The sequence below is a fragment of the Leptospira ryugenii genome (assembly GCF_003114855.1).
Taxonomy (GTDB): domain Bacteria; phylum Spirochaetota; class Leptospiria; order Leptospirales; family Leptospiraceae; genus Leptospira_A; species Leptospira_A ryugenii.
The window spans coordinates 1-26,474 of the sequence record NZ_BFBB01000002.1; the positions used below are offsets into that span (position 1 = coordinate 1).

General features: G+C 36.3%; 22 protein-coding genes. 8 read left to right on the forward strand and 14 right to left on the reverse strand.

What is annotated here, in order from left to right; translation table 11 throughout:
* Positions 1-222 precede the first annotated feature (222 nt).
* Positions 223-603: a clan AA aspartic protease gene (locus tag DI060_RS00720; protein WP_108972679.1), complete on the forward strand. Its 381-nt coding sequence runs from the start codon at positions 223-225 to the stop codon at positions 601-603.
* Positions 604-987: 384 nt separating this feature from the next.
* Here DI060_RS00720 and DI060_RS00730 read toward each other — a convergent pair whose 3' ends face one another.
* The 4 genes from DI060_RS00730 to DI060_RS00745 form a co-directional block, all read right to left on the reverse strand.
* Positions 988-2,955 carry a heavy metal translocating P-type ATPase gene (locus DI060_RS00730; RefSeq protein ID WP_108972683.1) on the reverse strand — a complete coding sequence of 656 codons (1,968 nt, stop codon included), beginning with the start codon at positions 2,953-2,955 and terminating at the stop codon, positions 988-990.
* A gap of 67 nt (positions 2,956-3,022) precedes the next feature.
* The gene (locus DI060_RS00735; RefSeq protein WP_108972685.1) at positions 3,023-6,127 is read right to left on the reverse strand and encodes an efflux RND transporter permease subunit; all 3,105 of its coding nucleotides are present in this window, start codon (positions 6,125-6,127) and stop codon (positions 3,023-3,025) included.
* Positions 6,093-7,409: a TolC family protein gene (locus DI060_RS00740; RefSeq protein WP_108972687.1), complete on the reverse strand. Its 1,317-nt coding sequence runs from the start codon at positions 7,407-7,409 to the stop codon at positions 6,093-6,095. Before DI060_RS00740 ends, DI060_RS00735 begins: the two co-directional genes overlap by 35 nt.
* 46 nt (positions 7,410-7,455) lie before the next feature.
* Positions 7,456-7,845, reverse strand: coding sequence for a hypothetical protein (locus tag DI060_RS00745; protein WP_108972689.1), 390 nt, complete (start codon positions 7,843-7,845; stop codon positions 7,456-7,458).
* A 225-nt stretch (positions 7,846-8,070) separates the two neighbouring features.
* On the opposite strand from DI060_RS00745, the gene DI060_RS00750 reads away from it, so the two are divergent.
* Genes DI060_RS00750 through DI060_RS00765 form a run of 4 tightly spaced genes read left to right on the forward strand, consistent with a single transcriptional unit; the run spans position 8,071 to position 10,854 of the window.
* Positions 8,071-8,967: a cation diffusion facilitator family transporter gene (locus DI060_RS00750; RefSeq protein WP_108972691.1), complete on the forward strand. Its 897-nt coding sequence runs from the start codon at positions 8,071-8,073 to the stop codon at positions 8,965-8,967.
* On the forward strand, positions 8,960-9,310 hold the full coding sequence (locus tag DI060_RS00755; protein ID WP_108972693.1) for a DUF3703 domain-containing protein: 351 nt from the start codon (positions 8,960-8,962) through the stop codon (positions 9,308-9,310). The genes DI060_RS00750 and DI060_RS00755 overlap by 8 nt, the downstream gene beginning before the upstream one ends.
* Positions 9,311-9,316: 6 nt before the next feature.
* Positions 9,317-9,829, forward strand: a complete 513-nt coding sequence (locus DI060_RS00760; RefSeq protein ID WP_108972695.1) for a hypothetical protein — start codon at positions 9,317-9,319, stop codon at positions 9,827-9,829.
* Positions 9,826-10,854: an adenylate/guanylate cyclase domain-containing protein gene (locus DI060_RS00765; protein WP_108972697.1), complete on the forward strand. Its 1,029-nt coding sequence runs from the start codon at positions 9,826-9,828 to the stop codon at positions 10,852-10,854. The genes DI060_RS00760 and DI060_RS00765 overlap by 4 nt, the downstream gene beginning before the upstream one ends.
* A gap of 210 nt (positions 10,855-11,064) precedes the next feature.
* Here the strand turns inward: DI060_RS00765 and DI060_RS00770 are convergent, their stop codons facing one another.
* The 6 genes from DI060_RS00770 to DI060_RS00795 all read right to left on the reverse strand — a co-directional run bounded on the left by DI060_RS00770 (position 11,065) and on the right by DI060_RS00795 (position 15,916).
* The gene (locus tag DI060_RS00770) at positions 11,065-11,562 is read right to left on the reverse strand and encodes a DUF2147 domain-containing protein (RefSeq protein ID WP_108972699.1); all 498 of its coding nucleotides are present in this window, start codon (positions 11,560-11,562) and stop codon (positions 11,065-11,067) included.
* A gap of 21 nt (positions 11,563-11,583) precedes the next feature.
* Positions 11,584-12,591, reverse strand: coding sequence for a YeiH family protein (locus tag DI060_RS00775; protein ID WP_108972701.1), 1,008 nt, complete (start codon positions 12,589-12,591; stop codon positions 11,584-11,586).
* Between the two features lie 21 nt (positions 12,592-12,612).
* Positions 12,613-13,002: a DUF3703 domain-containing protein gene (locus tag DI060_RS00780; protein ID WP_108972703.1), complete on the reverse strand. Its 390-nt coding sequence runs from the start codon at positions 13,000-13,002 to the stop codon at positions 12,613-12,615.
* Positions 13,003-13,060: 58 nt separating this feature from the next.
* Positions 13,061-14,101: an MBL fold metallo-hydrolase gene (locus DI060_RS00785; protein WP_108972705.1), complete on the reverse strand. Its 1,041-nt coding sequence runs from the start codon at positions 14,099-14,101 to the stop codon at positions 13,061-13,063.
* A 45-nt stretch (positions 14,102-14,146) separates the two neighbouring features.
* Complete coding sequence (locus DI060_RS19285; protein WP_108972707.1) at positions 14,147-14,503, reverse strand: helix-turn-helix domain-containing protein; 357 nt, start codon at positions 14,501-14,503, stop codon at positions 14,147-14,149.
* 729 nt (positions 14,504-15,232) lie between these two features.
* Entirely contained in the window at positions 15,233-15,916 is a 684-nt protein-coding gene (locus DI060_RS00795; RefSeq protein ID WP_244594238.1) for a transposase, read from the reverse strand.
* A gap of 592 nt (positions 15,917-16,508) precedes the next feature.
* On the opposite strand from DI060_RS00795, the gene DI060_RS00800 reads away from it, so the two are divergent.
* Entirely contained in the window at positions 16,509-18,179 is a 1,671-nt protein-coding gene (locus DI060_RS00800; protein WP_167836868.1) for an SBBP repeat-containing protein, read from the forward strand.
* A gap of 254 nt (positions 18,180-18,433) precedes the next feature.
* Here DI060_RS00800 and DI060_RS00805 read toward each other — a convergent pair whose 3' ends face one another.
* The gene (locus DI060_RS00805; protein ID WP_108972712.1) at positions 18,434-19,672 is read right to left on the reverse strand and encodes an adenylate/guanylate cyclase domain-containing protein; all 1,239 of its coding nucleotides are present in this window, start codon (positions 19,670-19,672) and stop codon (positions 18,434-18,436) included.
* 447 nt (positions 19,673-20,119) lie between these two features.
* Between DI060_RS00805 and DI060_RS00810 the strand changes: the two genes are divergently transcribed.
* A complete protein-coding gene (locus DI060_RS00810) occupies positions 20,120-22,426 on the forward strand; it encodes a PP2C family protein-serine/threonine phosphatase (protein ID WP_108972714.1) in 2,307 nt (768 codons plus the stop codon).
* Between the two features lie 95 nt (positions 22,427-22,521).
* Here DI060_RS00810 and DI060_RS00815 read toward each other — a convergent pair whose 3' ends face one another.
* From DI060_RS00815 to DI060_RS00825, 3 genes are all read right to left on the reverse strand, one after another.
* Positions 22,522-22,884, reverse strand: coding sequence for a response regulator (locus DI060_RS00815; RefSeq protein ID WP_108972716.1), 363 nt, complete (start codon positions 22,882-22,884; stop codon positions 22,522-22,524).
* Complete coding sequence (locus DI060_RS00820; protein ID WP_108972718.1) at positions 22,881-24,317, reverse strand: PAS domain-containing sensor histidine kinase; 1,437 nt, start codon at positions 24,315-24,317, stop codon at positions 22,881-22,883. The genes DI060_RS00815 and DI060_RS00820 overlap by 4 nt, the downstream gene beginning before the upstream one ends.
* 455 nt (positions 24,318-24,772) lie before the next feature.
* Positions 24,773-25,447 (reverse strand): TetR/AcrR family transcriptional regulator, encoded by a 675-nt coding sequence (locus tag DI060_RS00825; RefSeq protein ID WP_108972721.1) that lies wholly within the window; start codon positions 25,445-25,447, stop codon positions 24,773-24,775.
* A 103-nt stretch (positions 25,448-25,550) separates the two neighbouring features.
* On the opposite strand from DI060_RS00825, the gene DI060_RS00830 reads away from it, so the two are divergent.
* Complete coding sequence (locus DI060_RS00830; protein ID WP_108972723.1) at positions 25,551-26,465, forward strand: NAD(P)-dependent alcohol dehydrogenase; 915 nt, start codon at positions 25,551-25,553, stop codon at positions 26,463-26,465.
* The last annotated feature ends 9 nt before the right edge of the window (positions 26,466-26,474 follow it).

Genomic DNA, 26,474 nt, shown 5'->3' on the forward strand with positions numbered 1-26,474 from the left:
GTCTGTCACGCTACGTTGTATTTTGTAAATGATGTCTTTTCCGAACCCTTCGATACGCTTCGCTACTCAGGGTTCGGGGAACGATCATAGAGAACCTCGCCAGTATTTGGTGGGGTTTTTTTGTTTTATCTGGTCTTTCTGGATAGGCCAATGTATCGATTTCAAATGGAATTGACTAATTTTAAAATTTCGAATCAATTATAATCCATCCGAGGTTATTTTATGGGTTTGGTTTATGCAAATATAAAGTTATCTAATCCTGTATTGCCCCTCCAGGCAAAAATCGAATGTTCGGCGTTAGTAGACAGTGGAGCTTTGCGCTTGTGCATTCCTGAACATTTAGCAATTCAATTGGATCTCAAAACCTTAGAAAACAGGGAAGTTACACTAGCGGATGGAAAACGGCATTTAGTTCCCTATGCGGGACCAGTCAGAATCGAATTTGAAAATCGCAATGCGTTTTTTGGAGCTATGATACTCGGTGATGAAGTTCTTCTTGGTGCGATACCAATGGGGGATATGGACGTAGTCATTCACCCAGCGACTCGGTCTCTTCGAGTGAACCCGGACAGTCCCAATATTGCAATGGCTAAGATTAAGTGATCACCAACCACTTAGGAACTTAATAAGAGTTTTTCCAATACCAAGTCTCCCTATCCAGAAAAGATTCCTGAAATTCGTGACAGATTCGCCATTATAGGAAGCCAGTCGGCTTAAAGGCGAATATATTTATTTCAAGAAACTGTTAAAATGGGAACAGATCATTCCATGCCAATTGCCTGCATCTTTAATTCTGAAGAATTGAAATCAAGGAAAGAGAATGAATTAAGAACAATCAGAAAAAACGTTGAGGAAGTAATAGAATTGAAGAATGGTTACTCCTTTTCCTTTATAAATCCCGAAATTCATTCAAATTTTCCAATCGTTTTTAATTTGAAATCTCTCTCGTGATCAATAAAGAGAGAGATAGGTTCAATAGTTATTTGTTTAAAACTTTTTCATTTGCATTCTAATCGAATTCAAAATAGCTAGAAATGCAACTCCTACATCTGCAAAAACAGCCTCCCACATTGTCGCCAATCCTCCTGCACCAAGTATCAGAACAATTGCCTTAACAAGAAATGCTAAACAAATATTCTGCCACACTATTCCTCTAGTAGTCCGACCAATTCTGATTGCCATAGGTATTTTACTCGGCTTATCGTCTTGTATTACTAGATCAGCAGTTTCAATTGTCGCATCACTTCCTAAACCACCCATTGCAATACCCACGTCACTTAACGCCACTACAGGTGCGTCATTAATACCATCTCCTACAAAAGCGACAGATTCATTTCTAGATTTAATCAATCTAACTTTTTCCACTTTTTCTTCTGGCAAAAGGTCTCCATAAAATTCATCTATTCCGATTCTGGTTGCAACAAAACCAACAACGGATGATTTATCACCGCTTAACATAAGCGTTTTTACATTCAGTTTGTGCAATTCCTGTATTGTAGCTGCTGAATCTTCTTTGATTTTGTCCGAAATAGAAATATAACCAACGAACTTTTGTTCTATAGCGATGGCAATAATTGTAGAATTAAAATTGGCAGTATCTACATCATAGTTAATTTTGTATTTATCTAATAATCTGAAGTTCCCAACTAGAATTTCTTTGTTATCAATGTTGGCATGCATACCAAAACCTGGAATTTCTTCTATATCCTTCAATCCAAGACTATCATTGATCTTACCTACAAAGTTACGAATTGCCATTGCTACGGGATGAGTGGATTTACTTTCTATAGCATTCACATAATTTAAAATTTTTTCTCTTTCAAAATTAGGTTCAATCTTCACTTCCTGAACTTCAAATACTCCTTCCGTCAAAGTTCCAGTTTTATCCATAACGACATTCTGGATGGAAGCCATAGCATCCAAATAATTTGATCCTTTTATTAAGATTCCGTTTTTCGATGCGGCACCAATTCCACCAAAATAACCTAATGGAATAGATATAACCAAAGCACATGGACAAGAAATAACCAAAAATATCAATGATCTATAAAACCATTGATTAAAAATATATTCTTCTACTAAAAAGTAAGGTATTATGCAAATAGCTACAGCAAGAAATACAACCACGGGAGTGTATATCTTTGCAAATTTACGAATGAATTTTTCAGTGGGAGCTTTTTTGTTTACAGCTTCTTCCACCAATTCTAAGATTTTTGAAAGTTTACTATCTTTGAAACTGGCTGTAACTTTAATATTCGATAGGTTTCCAAGATTAATCATCCCTGCGAACACTGCTTCGCCTTCTCTTTTCGTATCTGGCTTACTTTCCCCAGTCAAAGCAGAAGTATTAAAACTTGCTACCTCGGAAATCAGAATTCCATCTAGAGCCAATTTCTCACCAGCTTTGAGTTGAATTATTTCTCCGATAGAAACTTCAAAGGCTTTCTTTTCCGTAATATCAGAGCCGACAATTACATTTACGATATCTGGTCTTTGATCCAAAAGATGTTTGATATTCAATTTTGCTTTTTTAACGGCAAGTGTTTGAAATATCTCCCCAACGGAATAAAACAACATGACCGCTACCCCTTCAGGATATTCCGAAAGATAAAATGCCCCCATAGTGGCAATACTCATCAAAAAGAATTCGGTAAATAGATCGCCTTTTAAAACTGACTCTACGGCTTCTTTCAGAACAGGAAAGCCAACGGGAAGATAAGCAAGTATGTACCAAAGAAACCTAACCCAACCTGAGAACCATTTAGAAAAATGATAATCTAAGATGATTCCCACACCCAAAAAGAAAAGTGATCCGATCACTGGAAAAAACATTCGGTAATTTGAACTATCCGAAGAATCCTTTTCTTTATAAGAAGACTCACTACTTACGCAATCTGATTCATCAGAGCAACATGAGTTTTCTTTTTTTGTTTCAAAATCAGGCAACTTTTTCATTTTGATTAATCCTTTTTATAATATAATAACATCGACTGTCGAATCGAAAATAATCCAAACAAACTCATCATTCTTTTTCCAACCAATAGTAAAATACGGGTAAGATGATCAAGGTAAGAATCGTCGATGAAATGATTCCTCCGATGACAACTGTCGCTAAAGGTTTTTGAACTTCTGAACCAAGCCCCGATCCGATTGCCATAGGCAAAAAACCGAATGAGGCAACGAGTGCGGTCATAACAACAGGTCTGATTCGACTAGTTGCACCTTCCAAGGTTGCTTCTTTCACAGATATTTTTTTTTCATTACGAATCCTATGAATGGTGTCCAATTTAACGAGACCGTTTAATACAGCAATTCCCGACAAGGCAATAAAACCTACAAAAGCTGATACGCTTAAATCCATCCCTCTCAAGTAAAGTAGCCAAATTCCACCTGTTAACGCAAATGGAACACAGAAAAAAACAAGAAGTGCCTGCTTAAAAGATTGGAGTCCTATATATAATACAACAAAGATCATAAAAAGAGTTGATGGAATGATGATAGATAATTTTTCTTTTGCTCTTGATAAATTTTCGATCTGCCCTCCCCAAAAAACGGAATATCCTTCTGGAATTTTTAGAGAATTAACTTTCAGTTTTGCTTCTTCATAAAATCCTTCTAAATCCCTACCTCGAAGATTGACAGAGACTGCAACAAAACGCCTGGAACGATTTCTTGATATCGTCATTACCTTTTCATTTCTTTCTATGGAAGACATAAGCTTTATAGGTATCATTCCTCCGTCATCCGTTCCGATATTGATATTGGCAATCTCCGATTCTTTATTGCGAAATTCTTCAGAAAGCCACATTTTTATAGGAAATCTTACTTCCTCCTCATAATAACTTCCTACCTCAAAACCACTCATAGCAGCTTCAACTGTAGTATTAAAAGACGTTAGTGGAATATTATAGTAATTTAGTTTTGTTAAATCAGGCACCAAATCAATTACTTGGGCTTTTCTAAGGGCCATGATCGGATCAAGCTCAACCTCTTCTGCTCCATCTATTTTTTCCAGGGTATTCTTTAATGATTCCTGTAATTGAAACAAGGTATTCAAATCTTTACCCAAAATTCTTACGCTAATATCTGCTCTACTTCCTTCCAATAATTCATTAAATCTTGCTTCTAATGGTTGGCTAAGAGTAAGTTCCGAGTTAGGATATTTCTTTCGAACGGTAGAATGAATTTTATCTAAAAACTTTTCCCAATTTTCTGTTTTTAATAATTCAGGAAGAATCTCTTTCTTTAAAATGATAAATGTATCCGCATTGAATGGACCCATAGGATCATTCGCAACCGAGCTTGTTCCAATCCTTGAAAAAATACTTTCAATTTCAGGAAGTTCACCAAGCAGTCTCTCTACATCTTTTTGTTCAAAAATACTTTCCTCCAAACCTATATCACCTTCACGAACGATAACCAACATTAGATCACCTTCCGTAAGTTTTGGCAAAAAGACAGTTCCAAGTCGGAAATAAACGATACTCGTAAGAATAAAAAAAACTACGGAACTAATAATGAGTGTTTTAGGTCTTTCTATTATCTTAGGTAAAAAGCTCCGATACCACTCTATAACTTTACTTTCTTTTACTGAATGGTTGGCTTTAAGATTTTGTGTGATAAAAAAATACAATAGAGGGGGAAGAAAAAATATGGCTAAAAAAAGACTGAATACTAAAGCTAAAATCACAGTTTCCGCCATCGGTCGGAACATTTTTCCAGGTATTCCATCCATGCTTAAAATGGGAAGATACACTAGTATAATTACAATCACACCGAATGAAACTGGCTTTAAAACCTCTATGGAGGATTTTAAAATGACATTTCTTTTTTGCTCCTTGGAAGTATAAACTTCTTTTTCAAATCTAGATAAAACACTTTCGGTAATTACTATGGATGCATCCACCAAGAGACCAAAGTCGATTGCTCCCAAACTCATTAAGTTTGCAGAAATTCCAAAGTAATTCATACAAAGGGAAGCAAGTAACATTGATCCTGGAATTATAGATGCAACAATCAATGACGCTCTCCAATTCCAAAGAATAAAGAAGAGTGTAACGATAACAAGTATCGCCCCTTCAATTAGGTTTTTTAATACTGTATGGATCGTTGAATTGATCAAAAAGGATCGTTCTAAAAGAACTTTGACCACTACGTCTTCAGGTAGATCAAGTCTACTTATCGCTTGATTCAGTTCTTCGTTTACTTTATAACTATTTTCTCCCCTTAACATAAGAGCTGTTCCAAGAACTATTTCCTTTCCTCCCGAAGAAGCTCCTCCTAGTCGGAACGTTCCGTGTTCATTCACTTTTGAAATATCGGAGATAGTAATGGATTCACCAAAGGATGTTCTTCTGACTGGAATTTTGGATATTTCCGTTAAATTCTTTTTCAAACCGTAAGTTCTTACAATGGCAATCTTACCATTTTCTTCGATGACTCCTCCTCCGAAATTTTCACCTAACGTTGATAGTGTTTCAGTCAACTGATTAATCGTGATTCCCCTCTGATTCATTTTTGACGGAATCAAATCAATATGTATCTCCTTTTCATAACCTCCATTTGAATCCACTTCGACAATACCTGGAACTAAAGCTTTTAATTGAGGACGAACCGTATAATCCTGAACCGTCCGAAGGTATAACAATCTATCTTTATCTGCAAACTGTTCTAATTTAGAACCTGGCTTTGCTTCTACAGAGTAAAAGAAGATTTCACCAAGTCCCGTAGCATTCGGAGTAATTTCAGGAGAAAGTCCATTTGGTAACCGATCTTTCGCACTAGATATTCTTTCAGACACCATATTGCGAGCTAGATAAATATCAGTGCCTTCTTTAAAGATCAAAGAAATATTGGAAAGACCGAATTTTGAAACAGAACGAACATCAATCAAATTAGGCAGACCCAACAACTCGGTTTCAAGTGGAAAAGTAACAAGCTTTTCCACCTGCTCAGGATCAAGTGATCTAGTGTTGGTAGTTACTATAACTTGAACATTCGTAATATCAGGAACCGCATCGATAGAAATTTCTTTTAAACCAAAAAATGCATAAACAAAAAGAAATAAAATGATGCCTAAATATAAAAAGGCATTATTTAAAATTGTATTCAAAAGTCTGGTTAACATTCTTTAATACTCCTACGATATCTTTTTCATTCGTTATATATAAAAGATTTAAAAAAGCTTCTATATGAGTTAGTTGGGCATCTAAAATAGCATGATGCGTCTCATGAAGTTGATTTTCTAATTCCAAGTAGCTGATTAGCTGAACACGAGCTTTGGTAAACTCCAGATCAGCAAAATTCAAATCTCTTTCAATTTCATCCAATTTGGATAAATTAAATAATCTAAGATTTAATTTCGCTTGTTCATAATCAAGATATGCTTGGTTAAAAGTCATGCGAATCAAATCTTCCTGGTAGGAAAGTTTCTTGGCTTTAGCTTCCAAGTTAGTTTCCGCCGAACCGACCTTATTCTGATATTGATCCCACAGAGGGACTCTGAATTTCAATCCAAGATCAAAGAAACGGTTGGATACTCCCGAACGGTCTTCTCCTATTTGGCTGACTAGTGCATAATCTGGGTATTTTTCCAAATTTGCTATCCGAAGCTCTGTTTTTGCTTTTTCAATTTCCCCTTTTGCCGCAAGAATCATAGGATTTTGATTCATAGATTTTTTAAGAAGTTCAGCTTGATCAAACTTGATACCGTCGTTAAAAAATGGTAGAAATAGAATAGGAGCTGATTCCATTCGTAAAAAGAAATTCATTGATTCAAAATTTTTGGAAGCATCCAATTCCAAATCGTTAAAATGCTTTTTCAAACCTAATAGTCTTCTTTCTATTATGAATAAATCTGTCTTAGCTTGAGGGGTGATAAATGGTCTTGCCTTTATATAAGTTTCCATCTTGGAAAGTCTTCGAATTCTTTCTTTAACATGATTTCTTTTTTTATCTGCAATAAAATAACGATACGCAAACTTAATTGAATTCAAGCGAATAGAATTATTAGCTTCCTCAAATTGAACTTCCTTTATCTTTGCATCATTATCAACAAGCAACTGTTTGAGTTCCTTTCTGCCAGGATAATAGATCGGTTGTTCAAATTGAAAGGAGTATTCCGATCCAGATTCGTTTGCAGCTCTCCTTTGTCCATAGTCAATGGTAACGGAAGGATTCTGAGTCATACCTTCCTGTTTTTTTCGATAATACAATGATTCCAAATCAGAATTCATGGACATAAGCAAAGGTGAATTCTTCTCTGCCAAAATTAAAATTTCACTTAAACTTATCTCTTTTTTGTTCGATTCACCGTAGATCAAAGAGTAAGCGACGAGAAATACGAATGTTATCCGTATAGAAATGTTTTTTATAGAAAAAGAATTCCATCTAAGAAAATATGAGTACATACAAAAAACCTCCGAGTACCAAAAGAATTCACTCTAATAACGGAGGTTAAATGATGATACGGATGGAGTTGATACTTGTGATAGTATCCGAGGGGATATGGAAAAATACTTTAAAGCAAACGAACGCAGGGAAACCTTTTCTCTGGTTAATATCCTGTTTAATAAAAGATACAGTATAGTATTGAAGTAATGAGAAGAAGATTGAAAAATTTTTGAATTTATCTTTTTGAGTTAAATCCAGTGTGCCAGAATCCCATTCACAACTTTTTGAGTCATCAGCTCCTTCAGAGTTATGACATGGCTCTACATCTAATTGCAATGAAGTTGCAATCTTATCAAGATAATTCAACTCGCAAAATAAGTTGCAGCTAGATGCCAACATAGTAGCAGATATTAAAGAAAAAACCACTAGTATTTTGGCACTTACCGAACCCATATTTACATCTTCTTTCTGGCAAAAAATTGTAAAGTAAAAATTTAAATGATATCAAAAGCTCATGAAAAGGAAAGATGCAATTCAATTGTATTTATATAAATTATAGTAAAGGTTTTTTAATTATTGTCTTAATTACTTTTGAATTGCTTGATTTGAGTTTTTTCTCAGTGTATATATAAATAAACAATATTATTTTTTATTCAATTACATTCAGAAGGAAATCAAATGAGTCACGAACATTCACACGATCAGGATACGGCCGGAAAAAATATTGCAATCGGATTCGTCTTAAACTTGTTATTTGCAGGTATTGAACTTATTGGCGGACTATATACCAACAGTGTAGCAATTCTTTCTGATGCACTTCATGATTTTGGCGATGCTTTGTCTTTGGCGGTCTCATGGTATTTACAAAAGGTCTCAAAAAAACCTCGGGATATTAAATACTCATACGGTTACAAGAGATTCTCCCTTTTAGGGTCTTTGGTTATATCTATCGTCCTTACTATCGGTTCCATCATTATGATTACAGAATCGGTAAAAAGATTAATTGAACCTCAATCAACAAATGCGCAAGGCATGTTCTATCTTGCCATCTTGGGAATTACGATTAACGGTATCGCGGCGATGCGTATGAAGAGAGGCAATAGTTTAAACGAAAGAGCAGTATTCTTGCATTTCATGGAAGATGTGTTAGGTTGGGTTGCCGTTTTAATCGGCAGTATACTCATGCTATTTTTTCCAGTAGTGTGGTTTGACCCTTTGATTTCTATAGGGATTGCAATTTGGGTTCTGATTAACGTTTTTAAGAATCTAAACAAAGTTAGTCGTATTTTTTTACAAGAAACACCTGAAAATTTGGATATTAACAAATTGCAGGCTGAATTAGAAAAAGTAACAACGCTCTCCTCCTTACATGACTTGCATATCTGGAGTCTTGACGGACAGCATCATATTATGACGCTCCATGCAGTTGTTGCAAAAGAGTCAACGCCTGCAGAACGAATTAAAATTAAAAAATCTCTGCGAGCCGTGGCACAAAGTTACAATATCGAACATACCACTATAGAAATCGAAATTGAAAACGAAGTTTGTGATGTAGGAGGAGGAGATTATGAATAAATTATTGAAATCCGCATTTGATGCTGAAATGCAGATCGCGAAAAATCTGTTCAATACTGCCGATTTCAAAATGTGTTTCCACCACCTAGAACGAGCACATATACTTGGTCAGCGCAATGCGATCCCACACACAGTCAATCATTGGTGGATGCTAAAAGTTGGTCTCAAACTCCATGACTCACACGAAGTTCGGGGACAGCTTCTTCGGATTTTAGTTGCGGGCATTGGATCAATTTTTGGTCGTGTACCTATCGGAAATACTGGTGGAGCGAACATTGGTATCATGCAAACAATGCCGATTCCACCTGATTTGCAGGAAATTTTTATAAGGCTGAATCGGTAAGCTCATATGATAATAAATGTTGAATCGAAATTTAACTCGTCTTTTGCTAAGATAGTAAGCTATGTTAAACTTTCAAATACTCTAAAATTCATTGCCCACCCGCTTTTAATTTTTGAACCTATTGAACCCGAAAAATATCCAAAAGTTTGGCGCAATGGTGAGTATCTCGTAAAATTGCGAATTTTCGGGGTAATACCTTTCGGCACGCAATCCATACGCATTGAGCTCATTAAAGTCAACACTCCAGATGAATTCATTCTGCGTGATAATGGACAAGGACAGGTTGCAAAGATTTGGGATCACTGGATTATCATTCAGTCAACGCCAGATGCAAACTTAACAAGATTTATAGATCGGATTGAAATTAAAGCCGGCTGGATGACAATTCCTGTCTGTCTTTTTGCTGCAATATTCTATCGTTGGCGGCAATTTCGCTGGAAGAAATTAATTCGAAATAACTTTGGAGAGATTTCACTTCCTATTGAATCAAAGTCAATATCAAAAAAAAGGAGCACATGAAAATATTCGGCAAAGATACGCACGCCCATTTGCGCTGGCCTACAAAAAGTCAATTTTGGATTACCGGAATTGGACTTATAATCGCAAGTATAGCTCATTATATGAGTTTTCTATTTTTGGATATATTTTCTCAAGCAGTCACTTTGCGTCTATATTATGTTATTGTAATTTATGGTGCATCAACATCTGGGCTCGCCTTAGGTTTTATTTCTGGAGGGTTCGCAGCCCTATTGCACTATTTCATCATGCAATTTCCTGTAGGTCATGGCACTGAAGTAGCGATACATATTGAACATCATGTAGAAATTCCATTTTTATTTCTCTTGGGAATTATCACAGGCGCAATCCGGGATCATGAAATACATGAACGCGAACAAAAGAATGAAATTAATCAACATTTCGGCAGTTATGTTTCGACAGAGGTGCGCGATGATATTTTAAAAGGAAATTCGGGTTTGGGTGGGGATGAAGTTGAGGTCACAATCCTCTTCGCTGATATTAGAAATTTTACATCTCTTTCGGAGAAACACACTCCAACAGAAGTTGTCACAATGCTGAATCAATATTTCAGTGAAATGGTGCGATGTATAAATGAGCATGGAGGCACCGTGAATAAATTCATTGGTGATGGAATTATGGCGGTATTTGGAGCCCCTAGATCTCTCGAAAATCATGCTTTAAGTGCTGTGCTCGCTGCTCATAAGATGTTTACAAGACTTCAAGCCCATAACAACTTGAAAGTTGCTAACGGGGAACCGACCTTTGCAATAGGGATTGGATTACATAGTGGCCCAGTAATCATCGGAAATATTGGCAGTGATACTCGTAAAGAATATACTGTGATTGGTGATACAGTAAACATAGCATCTCGAGTTGAAGGTATGACCAAAGTATATTCGAAATCCCTAATTCTCACAGAAGGAGTTAAAAATTTATTACCAAGCAATCTAGAAGTGAGAGAAATAGATACCGTAACTTTAAAGGGTCGCTCAACTCCTTGTATTCTTTATGAGCCAATTATCTAAGCATAAGTTTGAAAAGAATTAAATCTTAAAAATTTACCGAATTGGAACATAGTAAGAGTCTTTCCAAGACACTGTTCTAAACAGATCTTCCAAACTTCGTGGCGCAAAGCCCGCGATCTAAAGATAGTCGGCCTAAAGGCGAATATCTTTGATAGGGAGGGATTTTCGCTTCCGATTCCTGGCGCGAGGAAAGATTAGATTTAAAAATTTTTATCTTTTTAAACATTCCCACCGATTCTCATCTAAACTAAGTTTGTCTATTTTTTGCCATGTATTTGTTTTTCCGATAAATGGTAACATACAAAGATTTCCTCGAAGTTCTAATTGTTTCCCTTCATTTGTAAGAGTCATTTTCCCACAGTATGTCTTTCCGTCCCGAGGATTATAAATAGTACCATTTCTAAAAATACCTCTACCTACAGACTCAAAATTTTCTATAAAAACAATCCCGAGTTTTTTACGAGAACGTAATGATGGATTTTCATTCTTTGAATCTAATAGCGGTGTTCCAGGTAGTCCATCTTCATTTTCTTTATAGAAATTATCTCTGATACAAATGGTTCTACCACAAATTTTTCCTTCACAAGGATAAAGCTCTATTACTCGATCTTTTTCAGGAGGAAAATAATTTCCAAATAATAAATTTCCATCCTGTGCGAATAACGAATTTGAATGAAGTATAAATATAATAACAATTGTTTTGATCATTTTAATTTTTAAATCCTTCTATTAATAAATAACAGTAGTTAAAATAAAACCGATGCTGAACAAAAACAATGTAACCAAGAAGCCGACATACATTGGTTTAGCTCCGACTTGAAATACTTTTTTTAGGTTTGTCTCTAATCCCAAAGCTGCCATAGAAACCAACATCAAATTCATGCTAATTTCACTTAATCTTCCATTTATGTTAGTTGGTATTTGGCAAAATGAATTTATCGAAGAGATCATAATAAAAAACAAAACAAACCATGGAAATTTAATTTGTTCTGTTTTGTTCAATTTAAATTCTGATTTTTTTGCTATATAAAAACTTAAAATAAATAAAAAGGGGGCCAGTAACATAACTCTTGCTAATTTTACTAGTATGGCCGTATTTCCTGAAATTGTCGAAACGGCAAATCCTGCTGATATCACTTGTCCTATTTCATGAATCGAAGCGCCCACAAAAATGCCCATGCTGATCTCATCAAATCCAGGTAGGAATCCAAATTGAAAGAGAAGTGGATAGGAAAACATAGACATTGTCCCAAAAATTGTCACGAGTGCCACTGCGATTGTATTATTATGATTCTGAGATTTTAAGATTGGAGCCGTGGCGAGAATGGCCGATGCGCCACATATAGAAGAACCCGCAGCAATCAAATAAGCCAATTCCCGATCTAATTTAAAAACTTTTAATGACAACCACATCGCGAAAAAAAAAGTAAGTATGACAATTAACAAATCAATGACGATTCCTGCTAGACCAATTTCGATAATTTCTTGAAAAGTGATCCTAAATCCCAATAATATTACCGCTAAACGAAGGATATTTCTCAGTGAAAAAAGTATCCCTGCTTGCATTATATTCGGAATCTTGAAAATATTTCCCAATATAATGCCTATTAATATTGAAATCGTCATCGTAGGTAAAACATTTCCTATTAATTGATAAAATGAACTCGCCACCCATGCGACGGAAGCGGTCAGAATGATACCAGGTATTAACAATTGTATGTTTTTGAATAGAATCATATTACAACTAAATTGATAATTTCACTTAAGGCCTGCTAAACCTGTACGACTAGTATCTGCATTGGCGAGTAATCCCAAAAGATCTTCTGGAATAGCCTTTCGTGCAAGGATTGGCATATTAGCACTTCCAGTATTCCCGATTGGGACACGATTCATAAGGCTCCCAAACCATCCGACTAACAGTCGCAATACTTGGCCTACAATCTCTTTTGTTTCCCAATTTTTCAGAGCATAAACTAACATACGAAAATGTATCCCTGTATGAGGAACTGGATGGTATTGACCAATGATATGCGCTCTTTCTAAATAAAGCCATGCATCCTCTTTCCGATTTTCATTCAGCGCAGTTTTATACTTATCTAGTTCTGCAAAGTAAGCCTTTTTGAAATTTGCTGGCATTTTAAAATTCATATGAATCTCCTTTTTCTTACTCATTTTTAAATTAATTATAATAGTATAACTGATTCTTTCATTTAGTCTTGAATGTTTGGGCTATATGTATCCATTTTCCAACAAGGATAGTATGAAACTTTTGTCCGAAGGTTTCCTTAAATTTGGTAATCACTTCATCGCTACTATCATGGCCACCAAGACCAATGGCTCCCAAATTTAATTCTTTCAATGAATTAATTTCAGAATCTATTTCTTCGGATGATATAGGTTTAAATGGATCTGACCCTGAAGCAAATAAAAGTTGGGCATTTAAACCAAGAATATTTAACCTTCCACTTGGTACAGGGTAATGTAAGTCCCCTATGATTCCATATATCGGTTCAGAAAAGGATTCTTTCACCCTTTGTAAAATTTTTGGCAGTGTTTGGTGACCACATCCTGAAATAATCACCAGACCTTTATTCTTTACATTGATGACTAACGCCTGCTCATCGATTCTACCAATAAATAGTTTTCTTGGAATAGGCCCTAGACTTGCGGCACCCTCAAATAGCCGGGAAGGTTCTTGAATTTCTTTCACGACAGCACCTGGGTATTGAAGTGCAGATGATGCAAAAATCAATTTATTACTTAAGTCTCTTTGATGATTGCCAAAAGAGAATGAGTTTTCTTTTTCCCATCTTCTGCCTCCCACGTGATCAAAATGTCCATGTGATATAAAAATTGAATCAATATCATTCTGATCTATTTTAAGTAATCTCATATTACGTTCAAGGGGGGAAGGATCCTCTTCCAATTTATTCTGACCTAAATCAAAGAGTATATTGTGATTATCTATTTTAATTAAGTAAGAAACTCCCAACTCCATTTTCAAATCAGAGTTAGAGCCATGCCAATTGATGAGAGGTAATATTGACAGAGTCTCTGTTGTTCCTATTTGTAAAGGAATTGGAATTTTTCGCAAATTCCACTCCTTCTCAACTAACTCTGATTTGTTTTTATGATCAAAATAAAAAACACCGAGTAATAAAAAGCAAATAATGAGGAATAGACCGAAACCTAAAAATATTTTTTTGAAAATTGTTTTAATACAAAATGGATTCTTGGATTTACTCATGACCCATCATAACAAAAATTTAAATACAGTTCTTGAAGGAAAAGGCTATTCTTTAAAAATTTTAATCGAAAAAGATTTATTTTTTTGGAACTCGCTCGGATTTAATCCGAAGGATCTGCGAAAAATTCGACTAAAATGTGCCTGATCAGAAAAACCTCCTTCGTATGCGGCTTCTATTAATTTTTGATTCTCAATGAGATATAAAATGGCCTTTCTCGTTTTTAACCAAAGTTGATACGCAGATAGAGGAATTCCTGTTTCCTCTTTAAAAAGATGACGGAATCGACTTGTGGATATATTTGCTTTTTTAGCAAGTTCGGTTAGCGTTAGTCGATCTAAAGAAACATAAAGCTTTTTTATACTCTCTACAATACGTTTATCAGTAGAAAAATTCTTCCCCATTCCTTTCTTGCCCAATAAATTGATCAACTTAGAACGAAAATTTTCTGGTTCACTCAGATAAATATTATAATATTCATTTATATCTGAAGATAAAATAAATTTAGATAAATCACAGGCAGGCTCACCATCTTTGAGAGATACCTCAGAAAATAAATGGAGACCGAATGTTAATGGATCAATAAGAAGAATTATAAATTTTGTATCAGAACTTATCGTTTCGTGACTTGTTCCCGAAGGAATATAAGCACTTTGATAGGTATACCATTTTTCATCTTTTCCTTTAAGCCGAAAAGGGCCATCAATGCCTAAACATATTTGATGAAAAAAATGACTATGACGGCGTGTAGAGAAAGATGAACCCGCATACGCTGCAAAGTCTTTCCAAATTAAAATTGAATTCAGATTGAATACCTATTTTTACAAATAATTATTTAAGGTAGCCTTTATGAATTGTAAATAAAATTTAGAAATAAAATAAATTTTACCACATAGGACTTTGGTGAGGGTTTTTCCAGTAACCAGTCCCCAAATCCAGAACAGCTGTTTCGTCTGCGCGACACAATGCCAATTATGGGAAGCCTGGTGGCTTAAAGGCGATTATATTTTCGCGAAAAAATCGAGGAAATGCGACATAATTTTCAATGAGATAAATAGAGACCAAGCCATCAGATTCTGGCTTTTTTTTGGGCTATAAAGGCTGAGGCGAAGAGATCGGACGGCTAGGTTCCTCTAGAATGCTTCTGGAGGATCTCGAGTTCGTTTTTGGTAAAAATATCCATCGATCAAAGCGTATTTCTTTTTCAGCTCCTTCTCTTTGTTTGATGCCTGGAAGGAATAGATGACTTTTGAAGTCATTGCATTCTTACAAACTGGACAGGCGAGTGGATCTTTTATCTCAAACGAAGATTTGATGGCTTCTGCCCAGGAAGATTTCTTAGCCAGAGATTCGAGTTTGATCTTCTTTGCCGGTCTCACGTAAATGCCATAGTAACGAACTGACTTTTCATGCTTGTTAGGGAGAAAGAAAAGCATGCGGGCGAGAAATTCATCGATAGGCATCGTTAGACTTTCGTAAGTTTTCTCTTTTGTGATGGATTCAACATTGCTTTTGTAACGAAATGTTAATGTTTGTTGATTGGAATCTACCTTTTGGATTTGACTATTGTGAAAGAGTCCGAACGCGATGTATTGGGCGATCCGATAAATCGAATCGCTTTCCTCTATGTTGATCTTCTCAAAGTAAACATGAAATCCCCTTGACCACATAGGAAATTGGTATGGGTTTTTCCAATAACCAGTCCCCAAATACAGAATGGTTGTTCCATATTCGTGACACAATGCCCAGTATGGGAATCCAGTCGGCTTAAAGACGACTATATTTACCACATAGGAAATTGGTATGGGTTTTTCCAATAACCAGTCCCCAAATACAGAATGGTTGTTCCATATTCGTGACACAATGCCCAGTATGGGAATCCAGTCGGCTTAAAGACGACTATATTTACTAGATAGGAAAGTCTTTCGCCTTTTGTTAACGTCCAGTCTCTGAAGAAAGAGAGAAAGACATAAATTCTAGAAAAAGCCTCATTACTTACTGTCAGATAGTTGAACTTGCCAACCGATTTAAAGTCTTTAACTTGAAATATTTATTGAAAAGATGAATTTAATTTTGTATTTGATTACGATCTCTGCGACCTAATCCAACTACAGATGCATACTCTCATTTGCCAATTGCACCGTTTGTATAGTAGAAGGTTAGATTTTTACAAACCTGTCATGCTCAAGTGATTTATTTTTTATCTGGTTCGCTTGAGGTACGAATAGTTAGCATTTTTGAGCAATAGTCAGTAGTAACTCTGCAGAGATCAGCTACTAAAGTGGAATCGCCCGAAGTTGGACCAGTCCAAGCCCTTTTCTACCTTTACCTTCTCAAATGGGTAAAAATCCTTATTCAATTTTCGATTTTGGATCGATACTAATAGGAGAGAGAAATTTCAAATTTCTTATGCAGAGATCCGTCCTACTACTCACTTTTATTTGTTTCAGTAACTGCCTACCAAACCTGAACAATAAATCTACGATGTATGGGGATTTGTTTTTTATATTAGGTTCTCTTTCTCTCCAATTGTCTTATTCAAACGATATCATCACGATGAATAAGGATCAAACTGTTCGAGTTGTACCCACCGTTTTAAACCGATCTTTTTTCTGTCGAACTGAGAGTGCATTTCCTCCTGGCTTGTCATTTGATGGAATTTCTTGTTCTATCTTTGGTGTTCCAACCAAGAAACAAAATAGTTCTCCAGTCACTATTACCGCGCAAAATTTTACCACGGCTGTCTCTTCCCAAGCCAATCTTGTCGTCTTTAGTACTGCCATTGGTGATAAAGAATGGACACGGCAATTGGGAGTGGCCGGCAGCTTCCAGACTTTCAGCCAAGGGATCCATGCCGATCGATTTGGAAATGTATATGTCGGTGGACACACCACAGGTGCCTTGGATGGTCAGGGAAAGGCAAATGACTCTGGAAACAATGATGCAGTTCTAGTAAAGTTCAATGCAGAGGGAACAAAACAATGGACTCGGCAGTTCGGGTCATCAGGAAATAATTTTACTTTAGCTCTGGGAGTAGTGACTGCTTCTCTAGGAAATACTTATTTAGTAGGTAGAACGACCGGTGCGCTTGAAAGTGAGACAAAAATTAGCAATGCGATGACCAATACTGATGGCTTTCTCACTAAGTATGATTCACTCGGAAATCGACTTTGGACGAGGTTATTCGGTGTGAGCGGAGCATTCAATACGGAGGCAAGAGGAGTCGCCACCGATAGTTTAGAAAATGCTTACGTAGTGGGATATACAAACGGATCTCTTAATGGGCAAACCAAAACAAGTTCAGCTGCGTCATTTGATGGTTTTTTTGTAAAATATGATAGCAATGGAAACTTGGTCTATACTAAACAAACGGGTGTAAGTGGATCAAATTCTACCTTTGCCATTGGAATTGCTGTGGATCTTTTGGGTAATGTTTATATTACAGGGAATACTGCCGGAAGTTTAGATGGGCAAACAAAAACGAGTGATATCGGTAAAACGGACGCCTTCCTCGCCAAATATGATAATAATGGAAATCGACTATGGACACGGCAATTTGGTTCTCTTGGTAACAATTCTACTGATGTTCGGATGGTGAGAACAGACTCTGATAATAACATTTATCTTGTAGGTTACACAGAAGGTACTTTAGATAGCCAAACTAAAATTAGTGGAGCTGGTTATTATGATGGGTTTCTCATGAAATTTGATAGCGATGGCAATCGAAAATGGACTCGCCAAGTAGGCGGGAATGGTTCTACGCATACCTATGGAAGAGGAGTATCGATTGATAGTGCGGGCAATGTATATGCATCTGGTGAAACCTATGGACAAATCGGCGATGATGCTAAAGTTTCCTCTCAGAATGATGCCTATTTGATTAAATATGATAAAAATGGAAGTCGCCTATGGGTGCGGCAATTGGGAACGGCTGGTGCTTTCTTTACATTGAGTATTGGTGTAATCGTTGATCCTTCAGGAAATGTGTATTCCTCCGGCTCAGCAACAGGTTCTTTAGATGGCCAAACAAAGGTAAGCAGTAGCACATTCAATGAGCTCTTTGTGACCAAGTACCAGTGACAATGTATGCAAAGCTCGGAACATAAATCTACTTCCTTCACAAGTTATTCACTTAAGTTCGAATTTGCTATTCTTAAATCCCTTTTGAATTGGAGTTTGCGCTTTAGAAGGAAAAATTCGATTCATAGGAATAACCTTCCTTTTTCATTTTCTACATACCTTCAAATATGCTATTGTTAACCTTTTTTCGAGAATAGGCATCTCCTCTTGTTGCAGTCACAGAGGTATTTTACATCACTAAGCCTATTCAAAGGTCAGATACTGAGACATATAACTTCATAAATTGTGATGGGTTTTGATTTTCCTTTTACAATGACGGTGTCAATCTCTCGGATCACAAAACCCTCACTTGCTGAAAATTTTCCGTTTACTTTTTCGTAGGTTGCTTCGGATATCAAAATGTTACATTGGTAGTGTTTAGTTAATCCTTCAATACGAGAAGCCAAATTCACGGTGTCACCTATGACTGTATAGTCGAGCCTTCTTTCAGATCCTATGTTACCAACAATTGCTTCTCCAGTATGGATTCCGATCCCAACTTGTAATCTCTCCTGGGGGAGATTTAGTTTTTGGTTCAGCAATTCCAAATCACGAATCATTGCAACAGCAGTTTTGACAGCTCGGAGGGCATCGTCCTCTCTTTTGAAAGGTGCACCAAAGATTGTCATGATCGCATCACCGATAAATTTATCGATAGTTCCATTGAATCTAAAGATAACTTCTGTCATTCGTGACAAATATTCATTAAGAAATAAAACGACATCTTCTGCAGACCTTTGTTCGGAAAATTTTGTAAAGGATCGGATATCTGAGAATAGAATGCTAACCTCTTTCCTTTCTCCACCTGGTTCTAGTTGTGCTTTGTTTTTATAAAACTCGCTGACTAGCTGAGAGGGGAGAAATCTCTCCATCATTTGTTTTGTATTTGCTTCCCTGACCATTTCTATATTAGAAACTGTTGTTACGTAACCTGTAGCAAGTATCACAGCCAAGCCAAATATCATTGGTAAAAAATCGACAGGGTAGCCTCCACCTAATTGCAGAGAAAGAAATATAAAAAAAATAAAAGCGAGTGATGCAGCATAGAGTGTCCCGATCCTGGAATGCCTAAGAAGGTTGAGTTGGTAGATAAAGATTGCCGCAAGAAGGGCCTGGAAATATATAAATCCATTTCCCTTTGGGATGGTTGGGTCCATATACATCATAAGTCCAATGATCAAGTAATCTAAACTAATGGTAAAAAATTTAAGATATGCTTGGTAGGGAAAATGATGGAGGACAAAGAGTACGATTCCAGCAAAACCCAAAAAAGTAAAATCCAAATATACAGTAACTACACTAGGAGCAATGTTGGTGTAGTCTATCCAACCCTGATAGGATAGACAATCTATGAATGAAGCTATTGAAAAAATCGCAAATCGTACGAGGGCGACCGTTTTTTCATTCTTCTTTTCTCTTGAAATGAGGATTTCATCTAGAAGGGATGTTTTCATCTTCTGTACCCGTAGTTCAAAGTGAAGAAAAAAATTGAGCCATGTGAGCTATCAAATAACATATTTTAAACAAAGTAGTTCTCAGAATGGATTCAAAATACCTAAATTTGATTTAAGAAAAGCCCAAAGTTCCCAAAGGTATAAGATAAAAAAGAGGAACTTCATTTTTTACGGACTTAGCAGGAAGTCCAGGATAGCTTCGCTTTGTCTTTAGGATACAAAGTTACCAGGCTTTGGAAAGAGAACAAAAAAGAAAAATGATCTCTGCTTGTGCATCTACTATGGGCTGTCTTTGCGCAAGGTAACCTAGAGGCTAGGCATCGGAGTATGAATCGGAAACGGATACAGATAATTGTTCCTAAATGCAGGTAATTTTATTTAGAATGATTGTTCGAAAAAAACTTTGCTTGACCCAGTTTTTGAAAGGTGGTTCTATTCTCCATCTATATGGGCCGTTTCTTCGATCGCATTTTTAAGTTCATATTCCGCAATGTATCCTATACATTCGCGATAGTTGCCTTTTCTTTACAAGGTGCCTTCTTTGGCGCTATTTATGCCTATTTTTTTGGCTCTGCCTTGATACCACATTTCAGCTATGAAAATCACAAAATCGTAGTTATTGTCTTTTTAATCGCAACAGCGATCTCCGCAGTTCTGCATAGTGTAGAGTACGGTTTGTTACAAAGAATAGGCTTTGCAGGCTACACGGGTGAAATCCGAAAGGTGAATCGTTGGATTAAACAAAGCCAAACCTTACGCCACTTGGACACACTCACCTTAGAAAATCTACTCAATTCTCTCATCCGATTGCCCCAAAGAAATATGGTTTCAGCTCTTCGTTATGCGACCTTCATTTTTATTTCGGTGTCTATCACTTATATTGTGGCAAAGTATCCTTTATTTGAATTAGGCATTGTATTTGTAGGTTGGCTTGCAGCCGCATTTGTCTATGGTGGATTTACATACATCATTTCTGATTATTTCACAGGTGGTAAGAGAGTAGAGATCAAAAAGATACTCGCCTTCCAAGATATAAGTATCCATAAAAATACAGGATTATTGAGTTTAAAAGGCAAGTTTGGCTTCTTGCTATTTTTGATTTTACTTTCTTTGAGCGTACTTGCCGTCTTTATCTCTTTCGGAAATGTCAATCTTTGGAAAATTGCATCCTTTATTTTTATGACCTTTCTTGAGGTTTCGATCTTAATTTTTATGTTCTTTCAATCTATCAATTTGACTCTGGAGCAGATCAATGAATCGGCAAATAGCCTGGCTTCAGGAGGCAGCGGATCCTTACCTATTCTATCTATTGACAAAGAATTTATACAATTTGCTGAAAATTTTGAAAGAGCAACTCGCGAAGTGGGAAGAATTCGGGAGAATTTACAGGAGTTAGTGGAAGCAAAGACGAGTGAGTTGAGATCAAGCTTACAAATTGTCGAAACTCTAAAAAAACAACAAGATGGTGATTATTTTTTAACATCTTTACTTATTAAACCATTAAGTTTGAATAGAACCTTCGGTAGAACAGTAAAGACAGATTTTCTCATAAAACAAAAGAAAACATTTACTTTTCATGGGAAAGAGAACGAAATTGGCGGAGATATTTGCATAGCCAGGACTATCCAATTAAGAGACAGAGATTTTACTTTCTTTTTGAATGCGGATGCCATGGGAAAATCTCTACAGGGAGCTGGTGGTGTTCTAGTATTGGGAGCTGCTGTTCAATCCATCCTAGAAAGAACCGCAGTGGTAGACTCCGTAAAACAATTGTATGCTGAGAGGTGGATGAAAAGTGCATATGAAGAGCTCCACCATATTTTCGAGAGTTTTGATTGTTCTATGCTTGTCTCTATGGTCATGGGATTAATAGATGACTCTACTGGATTGGTTTACTATGTCAATGCGGAACATCCCTGGTCTGTTTTGTATCGTGATGGAAAAGCAGAGTTTATTAAAAACAATTCAGAGTTAAGAAAATTGGGAACTCCTTTCAACGAGAGTGCGCTTGAGATTTCAACCCTTCAACTAATCCACGGTGACATTCTGATTTTAGGTTCTGATGGGCGAGATGATATTGAATTCGGAACTACCGAGAGCAAACGAAAGATCAACCATGATGAAGAGTTATTTTTACACCACGTAGAACGAGGAAATGGTGATCTAAAGTCGATTTATGACTCCATATTGGAATTGGGTGAACTTACAGATGACTTGAGCCTTATGCGATTGGGATTCAAAGAAGAGGAGAATACACCAACTCGTTCAATCCGAAAAGATGCATATGATAATATGCGAAAGGCGCGTAGCTATCTCAAACAAGGTGATCCAGAGTCTGCATTGCAAGCATTACTTGCGGCACATGAGAAACATCCTGAAAACCAGGAAATCCTTCGTGCCTATTTACGACTTTTGATTCGAACCAAACGTTGGAAAGAGGCATCTCCTATACTATCTGAATACATTGAAAACAATCCAGGAGATACAGATCTCATTTATTTAGGTTCTTATACATTCAAACAAACGGGAGAGTATGGGAAAGCAATTGATATGGGTGAGCGAATCCGATTGAGAAATCCAGGCCATTTGGCCAATCTTTTGCGTCTTTCTCAACTCTATCTATCAACGAACCAATTGGCAAAAGCAGAAAAAATCCTAAATCTTGCCTCTTTTTTAACACAAGATTCCAAACGTTTAGAAGCACTTCGAGGAGAAATAGAATCCAAAAAAAAAGGGAATGACCTAACATCTTAGAAGAGGACCTCAGATTTATCGTATGAAAAAATGATTTCCAAATAAATTCATTTATCCTCTTCCCATATCAATTTCTGTTGAAGGAAAGAAAGAATTTAACTGTTTGTTACACTCTGTATCATTTGTAGAAGAGTATCCTCGACGAACGGTTTTTTGGCGAGTTTTATATTAGATAATTTTTCTAGTTGGTCAAATGTTTCCTGGTCTGTTAAGGCACTCATAAAAATAACAGGAACTTGTGTAAAGGCTCTGATCATACGAACGATATCGATCCCGTTGATCTCGTCATCTAGCATAATATCCATCAAAATAAGGTCTGGAATCCTTGATTCAATGAAAGAAATAGCTTCAAGGCCTTTTGCAAATTTACCCACAACTTTGTAACCGTTGATTTCTAAAAACATTCTGAGGTGGATAGCAACGATCGCATTGTCTTCTACAATTAGAATATCTTTCATTCGATTTCAAACTCAATAATGTAAAATAATCCATTGGTAGTATCTATGGTAAGCCTTGCGTTCAGTTGATCAGAAAAAATTTGAATCAATTGTGTTCCATATGATTTAGATGCTTTCGAAAAATCTAATTTTCCTTTGCCCTTGTCCCCTATGGAAAAGGAACACCTGCTTCCATTTCGCAAACATTTGAAAAAAATGTCTCCATTCGGTTGGTTTGGATAGGCGTGTTTATAGATGTTGGAAATGATTTCATTTGTGATTAAACCAAGGTAGACAATTTTATCAGTTGATAACTCAAATCGCTCCACATCAAAGTGCAATTTATAATCTTTATTTGGTTCCTTATAGGAGGCCATAATGTTCTGTATCAAGGAGCTAAAATATTGGTTGATATCAAGTTTGTTGATACTTTTTAATTTTAAAAGTTGTTCGTGGAGTAAAGAAATCGAAAGAATTCTATTTTTTGTATCCTGGATAAAATTAATTAAATTTGGGTCTTTTGTATTTAATGATTTTATGTAGAGTAGGCTCAAAATCATTTGGAGATTGTTTTTAATCCTGTGATGAATTTCTTTGAAGAGGTTTTCTTTTTCCTCTAAAAGTTTTAATAGCTGATCGTTTTGTTCTTTTAACTCTTCCGTTGTGGCATTTAATTCTTCGATCGTAGCTGCTAGCTCTTCTTTCTTTTCTTGGATATTCATTTCGTATTGTTTTACATTAGAAATGTCTAAAACAATTGTAAATATACTGCTTTTGCCTTCGTGGAATACTAATTGCAAATGCACTTCTACAGGATAAAAAGACCCATCGGATCTTTTGTTGATAGTTTCAAATACAATCGTTTCAGTTTGTCTATCTAATACAGGTTTGATCCAGGATTTGAATGTTTCTTCTTTTATATTTGTTTTGATATCGAAGATGGTTTTTTGTTTTACTTCCTCAAAATTATATTTCAAGTTTTTAAGGCCAGCATCATTTACATATTCAATTTTAAAAGTCTCAGGGTCGAATATGTAAATTTCATTGATACTTTTTTGGATGACATTTTTAAGCTTTACGTGTTCTGCCTCTAATCTTTTAAATTCTGTAATGTCCTGCGAAGTTAAAATGAAAGCTTCTACTTTCCCTTCTGCGTTTACAATTGGTTTGTAGGCATTTAGGAAGTGGGAGTTTCGCGTGCTTACTTCATGGACTACTGACTCGCCAGATAAAACTTTTGGTAGGTTAGCTTTGATTGGTGTGTATACTTCAGGTTGTAAAACTTCAAAAATACTCTTTCGAAGGAAGCTCGAGGGATCGATTCCAAATTTTTTGAAACCACTTCCATTTGTATAAATAAAGTGTAGATTCTGGTCAATAAGGCTAATAGAACCATTTGGATAGTTTTCGCCAACCATCTGTAAAAGGAAATGTGAATCTGAAATGCCATCCATAATCTAGTAAACCTCCGATCCATAAATATAATAAATATATGAAATTTTAATTAAAATAATTCTAAAAAGCAAGAAAATATAGTTTATTAAGGGGAAAAATGTTAGGCGTTGCTTATCAGAATTTCATAATTTATTCAAATTAAAATGTGATTCTTGTGACTGAATTGCATTTAACAAGCGGTAGGATAATGTTTGAGGCTTTTGAGGGAAGGTGGAAATTTTGCTGAATTTGGAAGCATTTTTTGGAATCGCTTGTAAAGAATGAGAAATCAATGAAAACGTTTGGGCAAACCCAGAGAAGTCCGATGGTGCACTCCGAGAAACGCAAAGACTGAAAGACCAGAAATAAGTGATGTTTGTAAGGTGCTATTCTCCTTTGTAAAAAAGTGCAGGAAGCGAATAAGGAGGGAGAAGGATACTTTCATCCTCGTATCAGATTCTCGGTGGATTTTTTTTTAGATTCTAAATTGACTCAATACTTTATCTAGACCCCAGAGAAACTCCTCTTCTAAGATAGAGGCGATGGATCTCTTTTTTGTCTTTTCCAAAAAATCCGAAAAGAATCCAGTGAAATAAGGAAATCTTTCCTTTAACTCGTGGTTTGGGATCCCTTCAACGGGAAAAAGAGGTGAAGCATTTCCCTTTGGTAGTTGAGTAAAATTCCAATGGCTTTCTTGGATCACAAATCCATAGATATAACTTTCTAACGAAAGAAGGATACGGTAAGTCTCGGTGGGGCCTAGCCCAGTCTTTCGAAGAATCGAAAACTGTCGCTCTAAGAAATTGAGCCGTGTTAAACTAAATTGTGTTCTACTATCTAAGACGTTAAGTGCCCAAGGATGAGATTGGAATAGATTTCGTTTGCTAATGGAAAGTTGTCTAAGCTGTTCTTTGGGTTTAAGGCTCTCTTTAGGAAATTGGATTTTTTCCAAAATACGATCAGAAAGTCCGTCCAAAATGTCCTCTTTATTTTTTACATGTTTATACAGAGACATGGCTTCTACGCCCAATAATCTGGCGAGAGTTCTCATAGAGAGTCTTTCCCATCCAAAACGATCTGCATATGCAAACCCAGCATCAATGATTCTTTGCCGATTTAAAGGTTCTCTTTCTCTTTTCTGTTTCATCATTTTTCGACTTATTAGGCTTACGCTGTAATCTTTTTCTAGACAAGAAACAAGTAAATATTATTTTCAGTTGTAAATAGCTTACATTGTAAGCTAAGAGGAAATAATGAAAGTAATTTATTGCGAAACATATGGCCCCCCGGAAGTGTTAAGGCTTGTTGAGATCTCCAAACCTCAGCCCAAAAATAATGAAATATTAGTGAAAATTCAAGCAACAACAGTTAATTCTGGAGATGTCCGAGTGAGAGGTTTTGTAGTCTCTGGTTTAAAAAAATTGCTAATGCGTTTGGTTTTGGGTTGGTCTCGGCCCCGAAATCCTGTCTTAGGTTTGGTTTTTTCAGGCATTATAGAAGAGGTGGGGAGAGACGTAACTAAATTTCAAGTAGGTGACGAGATCTTTGGAATGACTGGCTTTCGAATGGGCACATATGCAGAATACATTTGCCTAAAGGAAAGTTCTGTTCAGGCCAAAAAACCAGCACAGTCTTCTTTTGGAGAGATAGCTGCTTTAGTGTTTGGTGGAACGACTGCTCTTTATTTCTTAAAAAAGGCGGGAATACATAAAGCAAAGAAATCTGTATTGGTTATCGGTGGAACAGGCTCTGTAGGTGTAGCAAGTATACAATATGCACTTTCTTGTGGAGCCGAGGTAAGTGCCGTTTGCGGTCCAAGTGGTATGGCTCTCGTAAAAAAACTGGGAGTAGAAAAGGTATATGATTATAGCAAAGGCAATTTAGATGCACAGTTGGATACGTACGATGTCATTTTTGATACTGTTGGTAAATATTCAAAAAAGGATTTTATAAAAAATCTATCCCCGAAGGGCATTTACCTTACTGTTGAGTCTTGGGATGTCGCAACCGAATCAATTGAGATGTTAGAAGAAATTGTGTCCCTCCTGAAAGCTGGTAAAATGCCCGCCGTGATCGATAGAACTTTCTCGCTCGAACAAATCGTCGACGCGCACCGCTATGTGGATTCAGGTAGAAAGAAAGGGAATGTCGTCATCCAAGTCGTTTGAGGAGTTCTT

Coding starts and splice junctions, on each gene's coding strand:
- DI060_RS00720 (WP_108972679.1), top strand. CDS start 223: ATGGGTTTGGTTTATGCAAATATAAAGTTATCTAATCCTGTATTGCCC.
- DI060_RS00730 (WP_108972683.1), bottom strand. CDS start 2,955: ATGAAAAAGTTGCCTGATTTTGAAACAAAAAAAGAAAACTCATGTTGC.
- DI060_RS00735 (WP_108972685.1), bottom strand. CDS start 6,127: ATGTTAACCAGACTTTTGAATACAATTTTAAATAATGCCTTTTTATAT.
- DI060_RS00740 (WP_108972687.1), bottom strand. CDS start 7,409: ATGTACTCATATTTTCTTAGATGGAATTCTTTTTCTATAAAAAACATT.
- DI060_RS00745 (WP_108972689.1), bottom strand. CDS start 7,845: ATGGGTTCGGTAAGTGCCAAAATACTAGTGGTTTTTTCTTTAATATCT.
- DI060_RS00750 (WP_108972691.1), top strand. CDS start 8,071: ATGAGTCACGAACATTCACACGATCAGGATACGGCCGGAAAAAATATT.
- DI060_RS00755 (WP_108972693.1), top strand. CDS start 8,960: ATGAATAAATTATTGAAATCCGCATTTGATGCTGAAATGCAGATCGCG.
- DI060_RS00760 (WP_108972695.1), top strand. CDS start 9,317: ATGATAATAAATGTTGAATCGAAATTTAACTCGTCTTTTGCTAAGATA.
- DI060_RS00765 (WP_108972697.1), top strand. CDS start 9,826: ATGAAAATATTCGGCAAAGATACGCACGCCCATTTGCGCTGGCCTACA.
- DI060_RS00770 (WP_108972699.1), bottom strand. CDS start 11,562: ATGATCAAAACAATTGTTATTATATTTATACTTCATTCAAATTCGTTA.
- DI060_RS00775 (WP_108972701.1), bottom strand. CDS start 12,591: ATGATTCTATTCAAAAACATACAATTGTTAATACCTGGTATCATTCTG.
- DI060_RS00780 (WP_108972703.1), bottom strand. CDS start 13,002: ATGAATTTTAAAATGCCAGCAAATTTCAAAAAGGCTTACTTTGCAGAA.
- DI060_RS00785 (WP_108972705.1), bottom strand. CDS start 14,101: ATGAGTAAATCCAAGAATCCATTTTGTATTAAAACAATTTTCAAAAAA.
- DI060_RS19285 (WP_108972707.1), bottom strand. CDS start 14,503: ATGGGGAAGAATTTTTCTACTGATAAACGTATTGTAGAGAGTATAAAA.
- DI060_RS00800 (WP_167836868.1), top strand. CDS start 16,509: ATGCAGAGATCCGTCCTACTACTCACTTTTATTTGTTTCAGTAACTGC.
- DI060_RS00805 (WP_108972712.1), bottom strand. CDS start 19,672: ATGAAAACATCCCTTCTAGATGAAATCCTCATTTCAAGAGAAAAGAAG.
- DI060_RS00810 (WP_108972714.1), top strand. CDS start 20,120: ATGGGCCGTTTCTTCGATCGCATTTTTAAGTTCATATTCCGCAATGTA.
- DI060_RS00815 (WP_108972716.1), bottom strand. CDS start 22,884: ATGAAAGATATTCTAATTGTAGAAGACAATGCGATCGTTGCTATCCAC.
- DI060_RS00820 (WP_108972718.1), bottom strand. CDS start 24,317: ATGGATGGCATTTCAGATTCACATTTCCTTTTACAGATGGTTGGCGAA.
- DI060_RS00825 (WP_108972721.1), bottom strand. CDS start 25,447: ATGATGAAACAGAAAAGAGAAAGAGAACCTTTAAATCGGCAAAGAATC.
- DI060_RS00830 (WP_108972723.1), top strand. CDS start 25,551: ATGAAAGTAATTTATTGCGAAACATATGGCCCCCCGGAAGTGTTAAGG.